The organism is Mycolicibacterium iranicum (assembly GCF_014190915.1).
Taxonomy (GTDB): domain Bacteria; phylum Actinomycetota; class Actinomycetes; order Mycobacteriales; family Mycobacteriaceae; genus Mycobacterium; species Mycobacterium iranicum_B.
Map to the genome: position 1 here is coordinate 228,255 of NZ_JACHVU010000004.1, position 16,682 is coordinate 244,936.

9 protein-coding genes are annotated in these 16,682 nt (G+C 68.2%); 8 read left to right on the plus strand and 1 reads right to left on the minus strand.

Features of this window, described 5'->3' with window-relative positions; all coding sequences use genetic code 11:
- Positions 1 to 74: 74 nt before the first annotated feature.
- From FHR72_RS11470 to FHR72_RS11490, 5 genes are all read left to right on the plus strand, one after another.
- On the plus strand, positions 75 to 3,212 hold the full coding sequence (locus tag FHR72_RS11470; protein WP_183468089.1) for a cadherin-like domain-containing protein: 3,138 nt from the start codon (positions 75 to 77) through the stop codon (positions 3,210 to 3,212).
- Between the two features lie 50 nt (positions 3,213 to 3,262).
- A complete protein-coding gene (locus FHR72_RS11475; protein ID WP_183468090.1) occupies positions 3,263 to 4,990 on the plus strand; it encodes a hydroxysqualene dehydroxylase in 1,728 nt (575 codons plus the stop codon).
- 118 nt (positions 4,991 to 5,108) lie between these two features.
- Positions 5,109 to 7,892 (plus strand): ATP-binding protein, encoded by a 2,784-nt coding sequence (locus tag FHR72_RS11480; RefSeq protein ID WP_311736121.1) that lies wholly within the window; start codon positions 5,109 to 5,111, stop codon positions 7,890 to 7,892.
- Positions 7,893 to 7,907: 15 nt separating this feature from the next.
- A complete protein-coding gene (locus FHR72_RS11485; protein ID WP_183468091.1) occupies positions 7,908 to 8,285 on the plus strand; it encodes a hypothetical protein in 378 nt (125 codons plus the stop codon).
- An 11-nt stretch (positions 8,286 to 8,296) separates the two neighbouring features.
- Positions 8,297 to 9,109: a DUF5995 family protein gene (locus FHR72_RS11490; protein ID WP_183468092.1), complete on the plus strand. Its 813-nt coding sequence runs from the start codon at positions 8,297 to 8,299 to the stop codon at positions 9,107 to 9,109.
- Between the two features lie 48 nt (positions 9,110 to 9,157).
- Here FHR72_RS11490 and FHR72_RS11495 read toward each other — a convergent pair whose 3' ends face one another.
- Positions 9,158 to 10,261 (minus strand): epoxide hydrolase family protein, encoded by a 1,104-nt coding sequence (locus tag FHR72_RS11495; protein WP_183468093.1) that lies wholly within the window; start codon positions 10,259 to 10,261, stop codon positions 9,158 to 9,160.
- Positions 10,262 to 10,294: 33 nt separating this feature from the next.
- Between FHR72_RS11495 and FHR72_RS11500 the strand changes: the two genes are divergently transcribed.
- From FHR72_RS11500 to FHR72_RS11510, 3 genes are all read left to right on the plus strand, one after another.
- Positions 10,295 to 10,741 (plus strand): hypothetical protein, encoded by a 447-nt coding sequence (locus FHR72_RS11500; protein WP_183468094.1) that lies wholly within the window; start codon positions 10,295 to 10,297, stop codon positions 10,739 to 10,741.
- Between the two features lie 11 nt (positions 10,742 to 10,752).
- Entirely contained in the window at positions 10,753 to 11,091 is a 339-nt protein-coding gene (locus tag FHR72_RS11505; RefSeq protein ID WP_183468095.1) for a hypothetical protein, read from the plus strand.
- 480 nt (positions 11,092 to 11,571) lie between these two features.
- On the plus strand, positions 11,572 to 16,680 hold the full coding sequence (locus FHR72_RS11510) for a cadherin-like domain-containing protein (RefSeq protein ID WP_183468096.1): 5,109 nt from the start codon (positions 11,572 to 11,574) through the stop codon (positions 16,678 to 16,680).
- The last annotated feature ends 2 nt before the right edge of the window (positions 16,681 to 16,682 follow it).

Here is a 16,682-nt window from a genome sequence, read left to right on the forward strand (position 1 = left end):
CTTTCCATAAACGCCCTCGTTCATCGATTTGCGTTCTAGGCTGACTGCGGCTGATCAAGCAAAGGGGGGCTTCGATGGTTTCGATGGGTGACGGACGCCATGTCGGTCGAGTGGGTGCGCTGGCGGTCGCGCTGGGGATCGGCGCGGCGACCGTGGGACTGCCTGCGGTCGCGTGGGCGGAGCCCATGGGTGGGGCCTCGACCTCCGAAGCCTCGGAGTCGTCGAAACAAAAAGCTCCGTCGAAAGATTCGGACGCGCCGGCGCAGACGCGGGACGACGACACCGCTGACGCCGACGACAATTCTGACGAGGCGGAATCTCCCGCCGACGAAGAGCCCGCACCCTCGGACGCCGATCCCGACGAACCCGAGGACGAGCCTGCGCCGAAAAAGCGCGGCTCGTCGCGCAGCAACAACGACGACGCGGCCGACACGGCGGCGACGATCACCGCGGGGGACGGCGGCGACCGTTCCGAGGAGACCGACGAGGCCGACGAGCAGTCGGCCGACGAGGATCTGTCCGACCCCGCGCCGGAGACGTCGCAGGAGGAGTCTTCGGAGACGGTGCCGGAACCTGGCGCCGGCTCGACCGAGATTCCCCTCGATCAACCCGAACCCGCCGCAGATCCCGAGCCCGAACCGTCGGCAGCTCCCGGATCGATCCTGAAAAGCCTCTTCGCGCCGCAGGATTCACCGCGCAGCGGCGGCGGGCCGGTCGCGCCGGTCGACTCCCCGCTGATGTGGACCATGCTGGCGTTCGCACGACGCCAGTTCGGCCAGGCGCGCCCCGAGATCGTCGGCGCCGTCGGCTCGCAGGCAGACGAGCTCGTCGACCCCGAAGCCTCCGCGATCCCCGAACCCGAACAGGTGACCACGAGCGAACCAGGAATATTCACCGGCACGATCACCGGCCGGATCACCGGCTCCGACCCCGAGGGTGGACGCGTCACGTATTCCGGCACGGCCACCACCGAGAAGGGACGGGTGACGGTTCTGCCCTGGGGCAGCTTCCGCTACACCCCGACCGCGGCAGCCCGTCACGCAGCGGCGGCCGACGGCGCCGACGAGGAGACCAGGACCGACGTCTTCACGGTCACCCTCAGCGATGCTGCGGGCAATACGGTCGCCGTACCCGTCGTGGTGGACATTCTGCCGCGCAATGCGACACCCTTCGGCGCGCGTGCCGACGTGGGGACGGGCAGTCTCGCCACCGGCAAGACCGTCATCGACGTCAGAGCGTACGATTTCGACAGGGACACATTGACTTTCACCGTTCCCGACACCGACAAGGGCACCCTCGTCGACAACGGTGACGGCACGTTCACCTACACGCCGACCGCCGCGGCACGCGAAGCCGCCGGCGCCCCCGGCGCACCGGCGTCGGCCACGACGGACACCCTGACGTTCACCGTCAGCGACGGGCACGGCGGCGTGCGTACCGTGACGGTGGACGTCGCCGTCACGCCCTACGCGGAGGCGAGTCCGTCGGCGCCAGGGCGGGCTTCGGGCCCGGTCGTCGTCGGCTCCGACGGCACCCTGTATCAGGTCACCTACGACATCGACCCGGAGACGATGTCCCCGACGGGGACACGGGTCAGCATCCTCGACAAGGACGGCAAGGTGCTGGCGACCACCGACAGCATCGCCGGATCTCCGCTGGAGCAGGCGCCTGCGGTGGTCCGTCCGGACGGCAGCCTGCTCCTCACGACCTATCGGACCTCCACCAACACCACCATCATCTCGATCATCGACGGCCAGGGTGGGGTGACGAGGATCGGGACTGCCGTCGGTCAGCCCACCGAGCCTGTGACGATGGCCCCCAATGGTGTCGTCTTCGTGCGCACCGCTCAGTTCCCGTCGGGGCCGGGGACCAGCGGACTGCCCGGCGACCGCCTCGTGCGCATCTCTGCGGAGAACAACGTGCGGGTGTACCGGGTCGGGCGTGCGGGCGGCGGGTTGGCCGTGGCGCCCGACGGCAGCGCCTACATCGTCGGCACCTCGCTCTTCGGCACACCGTCGGTGCTGGCCGTGGGGCCCACCGGCACCTCTCGCATGGTGTCGCTTCCGCTGGGAACGGTGACGCCCAACGACGTCGTGGTCGGCCAGGACGGCCGCGGTTACCTCACGGTGGCACGAAAGACGTTCAGCACCACGGTGACTCGCGTGTACACCTTCACCGGGTCGTCGAACACGGTACGCGAGATCCCCGGCGCGCCGGTACGGGCCAAGGTGGTCACGGCAGACGGGGTGTACCAGGCCACCTACGACGCCGCCACCGGCAGGTCCTACGTCACGCGGATCACCGCTGACGCTCTGCAGGTCTCGGCGCCCATCGACGGTGCGCTCGTCAACGCGATCAGCGTCACCCCCGGAGGCGCCGTGTACGTCCCGGTGCGCAACTCCACGACGCAGGCCGACAGCGTCGCGGTGATCGACCCTGACGGATTGGTCACCACCGTGCAGATTCCCGGCGCCATCGTGTTCGTCGCTCCGCGGGTCAGCCCCTCTTCTGCGGGCTACGACGCCAACCCGAACGCCGGAGAGGCCGGGTACGTCGCCTACACCTCCGGTGGCACAACGTATCTGGCCGTGCTCGATCCGGACGGGACGGTGGCACGCACCGTGGCCCTGCCCGACGGCGCGGTCATCAGCACACCGGTGAGTTTCGGTCCGGACGGTGCGGCGTTCCAGGTGATCGAGTACCGGGACGGCGACGGCAGAATCACGTCCGAGGCCGTTGTCGCGTTGGCCGGCGACGTCGTCACCGCCGCACTGCCGGGAGCTCCGCTGCGGCCGAATTACGATGCGCTGCAGTTCAGCCCGGACGGGACGGCATACCTGGTCACCGTGGAGTCGGGCCAGATGCTCACCTATCACGTCCTCGGAATCGACGAATCCGGCGCGACGGTCACGAGCCTGGACGTGTCGGGATTCCTGGTTCCACGGCAGGTCGATTCCGTGTTCCACGAGGAGGCGATCGTGTTCGGCGCCGACGGGACCGGTTATCTCACCGTCACCGGGACCGACGCCGGGGTGTGGGCGCTGACACCCGGGGGTGGCGCCAAGGTCCTCGACCTGGACCTCGCCAATGGATCCACGGTCAGCCCCGTCGTGTTCGGGCCCGACGGAACGCCGTACGTCACGGTGTCGGACTTCGTGGACGGCGCTTATGTGACGACGGTGAAGACCTTCACCCCACCGACCGTGCTCTGATTACCGCTGTTCCGGTGTCGGCGGATTGTCGCGCAGCTATGGTCGGCAGGGTGACGGAGGTCGCGATCCTCGGCGGGGGCGTCGGAGGGCTCAGCGCTGCACACGAACTCGTGCAGCGTGGTTTCCGTGTGACGGTCTACGAGGCGCGGGACCGCCTCGGTTTCGGCGGCAAGGCTCGGTCGATGCCGGTGCCCGGGTCCGGCACGGACGGGAACCCCGATCTCCCGGCCGAACACGGGTTCCGGTTCTTTCCGGGGTTCTACCGTCATGTCACCGACACCATGAAGGGAATCCCGTGTGACGGCGGAACGGTCCACGACCATCTGACGACGTGCACCGAGATGCTCATGGCGCAGGCCGGGGGAGGCAACGAGATCGTCGCGCCTACAGGAATACCCACGTCCTGGGGCGGGCTTGTCGACGGTCTGCAGGCGATGAAGGCGATGGTGCTCGAAACGGGCGTGCCGCTGTCCGAGTTCGCCGTGTTCGTCGAGCGCATCCTGGCGATGATGACGGCGTGCGACGAGCGACGGTTGCACGAGTACGAGCGGATGAGCTGGTGGGATTTCGTCGAAGCGCCCGGAAAGTCCCCGGCTTATCAGAAGTTCCTGGCCACGGGGATGACACGCTCGTTGGTCGCGGCCAAAGCCGAACAGATGTCGGCACGCACCGGTGGCATGATCCTCAGCCAGCTGATCTATGACATGCTTCAGCTCGACGGTCGCGTCGACAATGTGCTGGACGGGCCCACCAGCGAGGTGTGGATAGACCCGTGGGTCGACCTGCTCAGGAGCAAGGGGGTCGAATTCCGTTCGGAGTGTGTCGTTTCCGGAATCAGCTGTGACGGAGCGCGGATCACCGGCGTCACCGTCCGCACTGCCGACGGCGACGAGTCGGTCCGCGCCGACTACTACATCTCGGCGTTGCCGGTCGAGAAGTTCGTGCCCCTGGTCTCCCCCCAGATGCGCGCTGCCGACCCGCGTCTGGGCCGGATCCGCCGACTGGACTACGACTGGATGACCGGCATCATGTTCTACCTGGACCAGGACGTCCCGCTGGAAAACGGTCACGCGATCTTCATCGACTCCGAGTGGGCTCTGACGGCGATCTCACAGAAGCAGTTCTGGCCGCAGATCGATCTCGAGCAACGCGGCGACGGCTCGGTCGAAGGAATCCTCTCGGTGGACGTCTCGGCGTGGGATGTGCCCGGCCCGGTGACCGGCAAGGTCGCGACGGCGTGTTCGGCGGACGAGATCCGCCGCGAGGTGTGGGCGCAGCTCGTGGCCCACATCGACGACGGGTCACTCGACGAAGCCAACGTGGTGACGTGGTTCCTGGATCCGGCGATCGAGTTCCCGAACCCGGGTGCGGCGACGAATGCCGAGCCGTTGCTCATCAACACCAAGGGCTCCTGGACCGACCGTCCCGACGCCATCACCGCGCTTCCTAATCTGTTCCTGGCAGCCGACTTCGTCCGCACCCATACCGACCTCGCGACCATGGAGGGCGCCAACGAGGCGGCCCGCCGCGCGGTCAACGGCATCCTGGATGCCGAGGGCTCCTCGTACCGGCGGTGTGCGGTCTACGCCCTGCAGGAACCGTGGGTGCTGTGGCCCTTCCGGCAGATCGACCGCATCCGGTGGAGACTCCGCAGACCCGCCAAGCCGCCCTTACGCGTGACCTCCACCGGTGGGCTGGAGCCGACGGGGCCCGTGGCGCGGGCCTGCCTGGCGGCGGCGAAGAGGACCAGCAAGCACGCGTTCCTCACCCACGGCTGACGCATTGCCACAGAAGACTTTGCGTAAGAAAACAACTGGAAAGGCGTCCGCCCCTGCTCGCGTGACCGTTTGCTGATTCGGAACGTGTGCATGGTGGACCTGTGCCATCATCCGGAGCGTGCCCACCGACGTCCTGGCTCGCGCCGCGGGCAACGAGTCGGTAGAAAAGTTCCTGGCCGCGGCGCAATCCGGGCCCGCCGGGCTGGTGCTCGAAGGCGAGGCCGGCATCGGCAAGACCACGATGTGGTCGGACATCTGCGAGCTTGCCGGCCAACGGGGGTTCCGAGTCCTGTCCTCACGTCCGGCCCAGGCAGAGTCGGTCCTCGCCTATGCCGCCGTCGCCGACCTGACGTCCGACATCGGTGACGAGGCAGCCGAGTCGCTACCCGAGCTACAGCGCCTCGCCGTGGATCGCGTCCTGCTGAGGGCGGGTGCCGAGGGCCCGGCGACCGATCAGCGCGTCGTCGCCGCGGCGGTCGGCGGGCTGCTCGAACGTGTGGCCGCCGTTTCCCCCGTCCTCGTCGCAGTGGACGACGTGCAGTGGCTCGATGCCTCCAGCCGGACCGTGCTGGCCTATGTCGCCCGCCGGCTGTCGGGGCGGGTCGGGCTTCTGCTCACCGAGCGCTGCGATGCCCTGCAAGGCACCACCCTGTCGTGGCTGACGCTGACGAACCCGGAGGAGATCGCGCGACTGCGGTTGGGTCCGCTGAGCCTGGGCGCACTCCACGTTCTGCTCATGCACAAGCTGGGCCGATCCTTTCCGCGCGCCATCATGGTGCGCATCGCTGAGGTCGCCGGCGGTAATCCCTTCTATGCGCTGGAACTCGCGCGCGCGATGGATGGCCGGACTCCGGCCTCCCGCACCGGATTGCCGAGCACCCTGGCCGACTTGGTGCGCGTGCGCCTCGGCCGTCTGGATGGCGATGTCCGCAACACCCTCCTTGCCGTGGCCTCGGTGGCGGCGCCGACGGTCGATCTGCTCGCTCGTCTCAACAGCACATCCGCCGAGCACATCGTGGATCTGCTGGAAGAGGTGGAGACTGAGGGGATCATCGGCATCGAGGGCAACCAGGTGCGGTTCTCACACCCGTTGTTGGCGCGTGGCGTCTACAGCGAAGCCACCCCGGCGAACCGACGCGCCATGCACCGGGCTCTGGCGGCCATCGAATCTCAACCCGAGCTCCGGGCCCGACACCTCGCCCTGGCCGCAACCAGTGCCGACGAAGCCACTTTGGCCGCACTGGACGAAGCGGCGGAAGCCGCGCGCAGACGCGGAGCCCCCGCGGCAGCCGCGGAACTGCTCGAATTGGCCATCGGCCTCGGCGGCGACAAGCCGTGGCGCCGACTGCGGGCGGCGGGCGACCATTTCCAGGCGGGCGACACCAGCCGGGCACGGTCACTGCTCGAAGAGCTGACCCGGGTTCTTCGCCCCGGGGTGCTGCGCGCCATCGCCTTCAATCTCCTCGGTGCTCTCTGCGTCTACGACAACCGCTTCATGGAGGCCTCGGGCCTTCTGATCCAGGCGGTGGACGAGGGCCACGAGGTGCCTGCGGTCCAGATACAGGCCCTGATGTCGTTGTCGTTCGCCCAGGGAATGGGGTCTTTCGCCGAAGGCACCTCCGAGGAGGGCCTGTTCGACGTCATGCTGGAGAACTCGCGCCGGGCGGTGGCGCTCGCCGAAGAACTCGGGGTGCCCACCGTGACGAGCCAAGCGCTGGCGATGTGGGTCCACACCCTGTTCATCCACGGTCACGGCGTCGACAAGACCGCTCTCGACAGGGCTTTGGATCTCGAGGTGCTCGACGACGATGTCGCGATCCCGTTCAAGGCCAGCGCGGTGAACGCCTTGATCCTGGCGTGGACGGGCCGACTGGACGAGGCGGCCGGACAGATGTCGACGGTGCGGCGCAGCTGTGAGGAACGGGGTTCCGACCGCAACCTGATGGCCGTGGCCAGCTACAGCGCGATGATCGAGATGTGGCGCGGAAACCTCGCCGCTGCAGCAGAGTTCGCCGAAGAGGGCGTGGAGCGCGCACAGCAGCTCGGCGACAACCACGTCGAGATCATCCCGCTGAGCGTGCGCAGCGTGGTGTCCGCGTATCAGGGTCGCGTCGATGACGCTCGGGCCGACGCCCACTCCGCTCTCGACGCCGCGATGGACTGCGGGGCTACTCGCATGGCGGACTGGCCGAGGATGACGCTGTGTCTGGTCGAGCTGTCACTGGGAAACCATGTCGACGCCGTCGCCGCCGTGCAACCGTTGCTGGACCGGTTGGCCATCGTGCCCGGCACCGAGCTCATGCACAGCTGGTATCTACCGGACGCTGCGGAATCCCTGGTGGCACTGGGCAATATGGAGCGAGCCGACCACATCGTCGACATCCTCGAGCGTAACGGTCGCAGGGTGGACCGGGCCTGGATGCTGGCGGCAGCCGAACGGTGCCGGGCCATGTCCCTCGCCGCGCGCGGGGACGTGGAGGCGGCCGACGCGGCAGTGCGCCGAGCGATGGTCGAACACGAGCGGTTGCCGATGCCCTTCGAGAGGGCCAGGACACAATTGCTGCTCGGCCAGCTGCAGCGCCGCCGGCGAGCCAAGGATGCCGCGGTCCATACACTGAGGGACGCTCTGAAAGCCTTCGAGGCGATGGGTGCGACCCTGTGGGCTCAGCGCGTGCGGGCCGAGTTGTCCCGGACCAACGTGGGGCGCAGCGGCGACGGCGAGTTGACGCCCTCCGAGCAGCGCACCGCCGAGCTCGCTGCATCGGGGATGACCAACCGCGACATCGCGTCGACGCTGTTCATCAGCCAGAAGACCGTCGAGCACAACCTGGGTCGGGTCTACCGCAAGCTCGGCATCAAGACCCGCGCGGAGTTGGGAAGAAAGATGGACCGGATCACATGAAGGAACGGACAACTGGTGAGTGAAGCGGAATCGGACTGGACCGCAGCCCTTGTCGCCGACTCCGAGGCGGCCCTGCGACGGCTGTGCGTCGCGGTCGAAGACGGTGCCGAACAGATGAGCTCCACGCAGCGCACCGCAGGCGGCCTGCAGCCCCTGGGGGAACCGGCCGACGAGCCCGAGGCCGGCGCGAATGTCGGTATCCTGCAGGCGATCACGGCACTCAGGACGGCCGTGGTGGGTGCGGCCGACCTGGCGACCGAGAGGACACGACGAATCGTCGAAACCCTGCCCGGCGATTCGGCGTCGTTTCGGCAATCCGATGCCGGTGTCCTCCTGAGCCGGGGTCAGAGCACCCTGCGGCGTCTGCTCGGCGACTCCGCGGCCCAGGACTGAAGGAGCCGACCGTGCCGTACCCCACGGTGAATCCGATATTCCCGCTCCCGCAACTCGACCGGGTGAACACCGTCGACGACGTCATCGCCAACTTCGACATCATCATCGAGTGGGCGATCGAGGCCGAGAACGGCATCGGTTACTTCGCCACGGTCTACAAGCGCGCCACCGTGGCCATCAAGGCGAAGATCGACCAGGGCGGATGCTTCGACGACGACGCGCGGATGACGCGCTTCGACATGATCTTCGCGCAGCGGTATTTCGATGCCCTCAACGCCTATTTCCATCCGCAGGACTACGAGGCGCCCACCCATGTGTGGCAGTGGAGTTTCGACGGTCACGAGTACGACGATCCCGAACCGGTCATGGTGCAGCACATGCTGACCGCGGTGAATTCGCACGTCAATCTCGATCTCGGGATCGCTGCGTTCCTGGCAGCCGAAGGCCAGCCGCTGAAGGAGCTGGAGCGCGACTTCGACCGCATCAACGAGCTGCTGGCCGACGAGGTCGCCGTGTTCCTGAAGACGCTCTCCGAACTCTCCCCGCGGGTGGGTGTCCTGCGGCGCCTTCTCTTCTGCGAAGATCGCGCACTCGGGGAGGTACTGAAGATCTTCCGCAACCTGGCATGGGCCTTCTCCCACCAGCTGGCCGCTCAGCCGCAGCGGCGCCGCGATCACATCGGTGTCCACGATTCGTGGGCCGGTGTTCTCGGGTCCTACTACCTGCACCCCAATGACACCATGCTCCGGCTCGTCCGGTGGATCGGTGAACGGGAGAGCCGAGCGGTGGCCCACAATCTCCGCGTACTCGACGGGCGCATCTGACCGCGACGTATCAGTCTGCGGCGCAACGGGCTCCGTACCGGCGGGCGGTCAGCGGAAGTCAGCGAAAAACGTGCTGACGTCGTCGACGTACAACTCGGGTTGCTCGAAGGCCGCGAAGTGGCCGCCACGCGGCATCGTCGTCCACCGGGTGATGTTGTAGTTGGCCTCGCACCAGGTGCGGGGAAACCGAAGGATCTCCCTGGGGAACGACGCGACCCCGGTCGGTAGCGTGACCGGCTCGCCGCCGGAGAAACTGCCGAAGCTCTCCCAGTAGAGCCGGGCAGAGGAGGCACCGCTGCCGGTGATCCAGTACAGCATCACGTTGTCGAGTAGTTCGTCCTTGGTGAGGACGTTCTCCGGGTGCCCGTCACAGTCCATCCACGACCAGAACTTCTCCACGATCCACGCCAGCTGCCCCACCGGGGAGTCGACGAGTCCGTACCCCAGCGTCTGCGGTCGGGTCGCCTGCTGCTTCGAATAGCCCGCATCCCACTGGCGGTAGTAGCCGAGCCGCTCGAGCGCGGCGAGTTCTTCGGCGGTCGGATCCGTCAGGTTCTTCGGCGGCCTGCCCATCGGCATGTTGGTGTGGATGGCCACGCAACCACCGACGTTGCGTCCGATCTGTGTGGTGACCGCGGCGCCCCAGTCGCCGCCCTGAGCGCCGTACCGGTCATAGCCCAGCCGCGTCATCAGGGTGTCCCACGCCGCAGCGATCCGCTCCACGCCCCAACCCGTCTCGGTCGGCTTGCCCGAGAAGCCGTAGCCGGGGAGCGAGGGACAGACCACGTCGAACCCGGCCTCGGTGAGCGGACCGACGACCTTCTGGAACTCGACGATCGAGCCGGGCCAGCCGTGGGTGATGATCAGCGGGAACGCATCGGCGCGGGTCGAACGCTGGTGCACGAAGTGGACGTCGAGTCCATCGATCTCGGTCGTGAATTGATCGAACCGGTTCAGAGCCGATTCCCTTGTCCGCCAGTCGTAGTGGCCCGCCCAGTACTCGGCGAGCTCACGGGTGTAGGCCAGTGGGATGCCCTGGCTCCAGTCGTCGACGCATTCGGCGTCGGGCCACCGGGTCCGGCGTAAGCGCTCGGCGAGATCGCTGAGGTCGTCCTCGGCGACGCGGATGCGAAATGGCTGAATCTGCGACATGGCACATCCTGGCATCCCCGATAATCGACGGTCGTGGGCACCCCGACGATCATCCTCATCGCCGCGACGACACTGGCCGCGTGCACCGCACTCGGCGGGGCCGTCTACGAGGTGGTCGTCGTCGATCCCTCCTGGCCGAGGCGGCCCGGCATCATCCAGTCGCAGAACGGCGGGATATCCCGCGTTCGCTTCTGGTTGCCGGTGCCGGTGATCTTCGAGGTGCTGTTGGTCGTCACGCTGGTCCTCACATGGGGCGACGGGGGCGTCGGAACGGCCCTGCTCGTCGCTCTGGTGAGCCATGCGGCGATGCGGCTCTGGGCCCTGTTCGACCTCATTCCCCGAGGCGCGGAGTTCGAACGCAAGAACCCCGGTGACGTCGACGAAGCTGCTGCTCTGCGGTGGACCCGGCGCAACATGCTGCGGGTGCCGCTGCTGCTCGTCACCTCCTGCGCGATGCTGGCCGCTCTGGCGGCGGCCTGATCCTGAGTGCCGTGGACGAGCGAAAACCGTTGCAGGCCGGGCTCACGGCGGTCGTGCTGTTGGCGCACGCGGTGCTGGCCCTGCTCACCGTCTTGGTGACCGGCCTGCAGGTGATGGGAACCGCCAACTGCGCCTATGTCGAGTGCGGGGACCAACGCTGGGCCGGTGAGGCCATGGGACTGGCCATGGTGGGCAGCGCCGCCCTGCTCGTTCTCGATGTCGTCATCGCGGTCTGGCGAATGGTCATCCGCCGTCGGGCGCTACCGGTCGCGCTCATCGGTCTCGGGGCGCAGCTCGTGCTGTGGGTCGTCTGCATGGTGATGATGGCCCAGGCTGGACCTGTGTCCTGACCGCGGGGATCGGAGGAGACGACCCCAGCAACGCCACCTCCCTGACGATCGCGGCCGCGGTGATGTCGTCACCGGGCGACGGAACACCTGCACACCAACCGGTTGGGGATGTTCTGGTCGCGACGATGTGTGATTCCGGGAGTGCCAGGGGGACCGAAGAGTCGGTGCCGGTCCGGAGTGCGGTTAACGCCGCCCCGGCGCACCGGGGCGTTCCGATCGATCCGCCCCGGGGTCCGACAACAGACTGGCGCAGGCGTCGAGCGGGCCATGGTGCAGCCGCGGACTCGGCGCGCCCGGGATGGCCAGCTACGAGCCGTGCCTCTGCCCGGCCATCGCCATCACCGTTGCTGAGTCGCGAGGGAAAGTGCGGCACCCCTCCTGCGGATTACATGAAAAACGTAGGGAAACCCCCTATATCTCCGAACCGTTCCCGCCCGTAGCGTCCGAGGCGGCAAATGTGTCGAAACGGGGGCAGGGATCATGGGTCATTCACGGTATATCGGCCGCGTCGGGGCGCTGGCTGTTGCGCTGGGCATCGGAACGGCGGTCGCATCGACCCCGGTCGTGGCCTGGGCGGACGAGCCGGGGAACGCGGCGTCCAGTGACGGCGCACCGTCCGGAGACGGCGCACCGTCCGGCGCCGCCGCCGGCGGCGGTACGCCCGGTGACGGGCAGACCACCAGCGAGGAGACAGGCCTCGGCGTCACCTCGGAGACCGAGTCCGACGACAAGCTGTCGAGTGAACCCGCCGAGGAGATCGACGTGGCCGCCGAGGAGGACGCCGTCGGCGAACCCCCGGTCGGTGAGGGAGATGACTCCGAGCCCGCGGTCGCCGAACCCGAGGGTGAGCACGAGACGGCCGACCCGGTCGTCACCGAAGGAGACCGGGAGTCGTCGAACTCCGCCGACCGTGAGACCACTTCGGGCGAATCGGCCGACAGCGCGCCACCGCTCGGCGGCACCCCTGAGGTGCCGGAACAGCAGGTCGACCCCGTGGTCTCGCCCGAGGATCCGGCACCCTTGCCGGAGGATGCGACACCTCCTCCCGCAGCGGAAGCGCCTGCGGATGAACAACTTTCAGTCGAGCCTCCTGCAGCGCCCGCGACGGGATCGATGTCGCTCGGCTCGGTGCTGACGAAACTGCTCTCCCCGTTCGGCTCGTCGAACGGCGACGTTCCCGTCGACTCGCCGCTGGTATGGGGCCTGTTGGCCTTCGCGCGCCGCCAGACCGTCGGGCGCAACGAACTGACCGGTGACCTCGTCGCGACCGCCGGCGCACTGGATCTCGCGGCCGCCGACGCGAACACCCCGCCCCAACCCGGGCGGGTGACGGTGGGCTCGCCCGGCCTGTTCTCCGGCGTCGTGACCGGACGTGTGCGCGGATCGGACGCAGACGGGGACGCGCTGACATTCGCCGGCTCGGGAAGCACCGCCAAGGGCAGCGTCGTCGTCGACGCGCAGGGTCGTTTCACCTACACGCCGACAGCTGCTGCGCGCCACGCCGCGGCGAAAGCGGGTGCGACCGAACAGGACAGGGTGGACTCGTTCGTCGTCACGATCGCAGACGGCAACGGTGGGGTGACGCCCGTGACGGTGCAGGTGCAGATCCGGCCCCTGAACGCCCGGCCGCAGTCGTCGGGTTCGGTGGGCCTGCCGAACGGCACCACCGGCCAGGTCGGCGGTGCCGTGGTGACCGACGATGACGACGACGACACGTTCACCTACTCCCCGAGCACTCCGGCGAAGGGTTCGGTGGTCTTCAACGAGGACGGCACCTTCGTCTACACCCCGACCCAGGCCGCCCGCGAGGCCGCCGGCGACCGGGACGCACGGTCCTCGGTACGGCGGGACTCGTTCACGGTGTCGGTGGACGACGGCCACGGCGGCGTCGACACGGTGCGCTTCACGGTGCAGATCGCTGCCATCGACAACGATGCTCCGGCGGCAGGGGCTGTCACCACGAACGCACCGGGCAGCTTCACCGGATCCGTCACAGGCAGGGTCACCGCCACCGATGCCGACGGCGACCGCCTGACCTATACGGGCTCGGCTACCACGGAGAAGGGCCGGGTCACCGTGTCGTCCTCCGGACGTTTCACCTACACCCCGACCGCAGCGGCGCGCCACGCCGCGGCGGCCGACGGCGCGGCCGCGGGGGCGAAGACCGACACGTTCAACGTGACGGTCACCGACGGGTTCGGCGGCTCGGTGGTCGTCCCGGTCACGATAACGATCGCGCCGAAGAACGCCGCACCGCGCATCACACGCATCGGGGCGTCGTCGCCGAACGCTGCCTCCGGGGTGGTCACGGTGACCGTGTCCGGGCGCGATTCCGACGGCGACACACTGACTTTCAGTGGCCCTGCCACAACCGCCAAGGGGACACTGGTCAAGAACGGCGACGGGACCTTCACCTATACGCCGACCGAAGCGGCCCGCATCGCCGCGGGCGCCGCAGGTGCCCCCCGGTCCGCGCTGACCGACACCGTCGAGATCACCGTCACCGACAGCCACGGCGGAACGGACACCGCGAGCGTGACGGTGCGGATCGCACCGTCGACAGCCAACGCGGGTCCGACCGGCGGAAAGGCCAACCCGGGGCAACCCGGTGTGGACGGAAAGGTGTCCGGCACGGTCACGGCGACCGACCCGAACGGGGATCCCCTGACCTTCACGGGGTCGGGCGACACGGCCAGGGGCAGCGTGATCGTCAATGCGAACGGCACGTTCGTCTACACCCCGACCGATGCCGCCCGGCACGCCGCAGCAGCGAACAACGCAGGCGCGGCGCTGAAGGAGGACAGCTTCGTCGTCACCGTCAGCGACGGCAAAGGGGGATCGCTGGCCGTTCCGGTGACGGTGAGCATCCTGCCCAAGAACGCCGCGCCGACCGGCAACGCCAACCCGGGCGCGCCGGATGTGACGACCGGCGTGGTGTCCGGCTCGGTGTCCTCCGCGGACGCCGACGGCGACTCGCGGACGTACAGCGGTCCGCTGGTCTCCGCCAAAGGCGGGACAGTACTGGTCAATTCGGACGGTACCTTCACCTACACGCCGACGGCGGCACTGCGGGAGGCGGCGGCCAAGTACGGCGCCACCGTGGCCGACAAGACCGACACGTTCGTGGTGACGGTGAATGACGGCCATGTCGGCGGCGTCGTCCAGGTCAATGTCACGGTGGCGATCGCGCCGGCGGCCAACAGCGGACCGACCGGTGGTACCAGCAGCCAGAACGCTGCGGGCCCTGACGGCACGATCACCGGGACGGTGACGGCCACCGACCCGAACGGCGATCCGCTGACCTACACCGGGACGACGACCACCGCCAAGGGGTCGGTGGTCGTCAACCCCGACGGAACCTTCACCTACACACCCACCGCTGCGGCGCGCCACGCCGCCTCGGCGAACAACGCTGCGGCAGCACTGAAGTCGGATACGTTCACCGTGGTCGTCAGCGACGGCAGGGGTGGTACCGCAGCGGTGCCGGTGACGGTGACGATCAGTCCCGTGAACGCCGCGCCGGTCGGCGGATTCACTGCCGGAACGCCGAATCCGTCGACAGGTCTGGTCAGCGGATCGGTGACCTCCACCGACACCGACGGGGACACCAGGACCTACAGCGGGCCGGCGGTGTCGGTCAAGGGCGGCACCGTCGTGGTCAACGCCGACGGCACCTTCACCTACACCCCGACTGCGGCGGCCCGCGATGCGGCCGCGGCGCCGAACGCACCGGCGTCGGCCAAGGTCGACTCGTTCGCCGTGACCGTCAACGACGGCCATCTCGGCGGTGTCACGACGGTGACGGTCCAGGTGGACATCGCGCCGGCGGCACCGGCGACGGCGGAGTCGACCCCCGGCGTACCGCTGGGCGGCGTCATCATCGCCGCCAACGGCACGCGCTACCTCGTCGTCAGCGATTTCAACCCGGCTGATCCGGGGCAGCAGAACCCAGTGACGCGGGTGAGCGTTCTGGACGCGAACGGCAAGGTGCTCGCGACATCGGCGGACATCGCGGGATTGCCCGTCGGCGCGCGGCCGGTGACACGCCCCGACGGGTCTCTGGTCCTCGCGACGACGAAGCCCACCGGCGAGACCGCCTACGCCACGTACGTCTCGGTCATCGGTGCGGACGGTGTGGTCACACCGATCACGACGTTGCCGGGGATTCCAGGGAACCTGTTCACCGTCATGCCCAATGGGACGACCTTCTTCACCGTCACCGGCCAGGAACCCGTCGGTCAGGACATCGTGTCCACAGTCGTGCGGATCTCGTCTGCCAACGTCGCCCAGTTCTACGAGGTGCCCGGGTTCGCACTGCCGACTGCGCAAACCGCGGGGTCCGACGGGACGATGTATTACTACGGAGTCTCCAACACGAACGGGGTGTCGGTCCTTGTTGTCGATGCCGCCGGAAACGGCACGCCGATCAACCTCGGGGCGGCGAGCGGGGCCACTCCGTTCCAGGTCGCGTCCGACGGAAAGGTGTACTTCGCCTTCACCACGGCGGGCACGACGCCGAGCACCACCGTCACGAAGATCCTCACCTTCACCGGCTCGACGTACACGGTGCGTGAGGTGGCCGGGCAGTCCATCGGCGGCCAGCTGTTCACCGCCGGGGCGGACGGTGCGGTCTACATCGCAACACGCGGCTTCGGGCAGAGTTCGCTGCTCCGGGTCACATCCTTGACGTTGACCTCGACGACGATCCCGGGAATCCCGATCAGCCTCGTTCGGACGGCGCCCTCCGGTGCGGCCTACATCGCGGTCGCAGACTTCGACGGCACGTCGTCGGTGGTGATCGTGCAACCCGGTGGCGCGAAGGTGACGGTGCCCATCCCGGGGGAGGTGGCCCAGGTTGCGGTCAACGGCGGAAACCTCGTCGTCGGAGCCGACGGCAAGGCCTACGTGTCCTACTCGGTCGACGGCCAGTATTACGTCGCAGTGATCTCGGCATCCGGAACCCTCACGTCGAAGGCGCTCCCACCCGGAGTCGTGGCGGGTCCGACCGCCGTGGCCGCCAGCGGCGAGGCGTACACCCTCCTCCTCCGCGAAGATGAGGAGTCGGGCGACTACTTCACCTCCGTGCTGTCGCTGTCGACCGGAAACAGATCAGACGAAATCCCCGGCAGGACAGAGATTTCGGGAGTCGACCCCCTCACGTTCGGTCCGGACGGAAAGGTCTACCGGGTCGAGTGGCAGAACGACGGGTCAGGGCCTCTCCAGACCTCGGTGCTGGTCGTCAACCCGGACGGAACGACGCTGGACACCTTCACCGACGACGGGCAGGTCACGGGCACCGTGGAAGCCGGCGGCCTGACGGGCCTGACCGCGCGGACGGTGTTCTTCGCCCCGGACGGGACCGCGTACGTGTCCATCACCCCCGGCTTCGTCGGATCGGGAACCCGGAGCACGGTCTGGGCGGTCACCTCGGCGGGGGCGACCAAGGTGCTCGATGTCGAGACGCCGGTGATCACACCGGTCACCGTCGCGCCGGATGGCACGGTGTATGTCGGCGTGGCCTCCCCGGGTGCTACCGAGGGGACCTACATCACGAAGGTGCAGAAGATCACCCCGCCGACGGCGCTCTGATC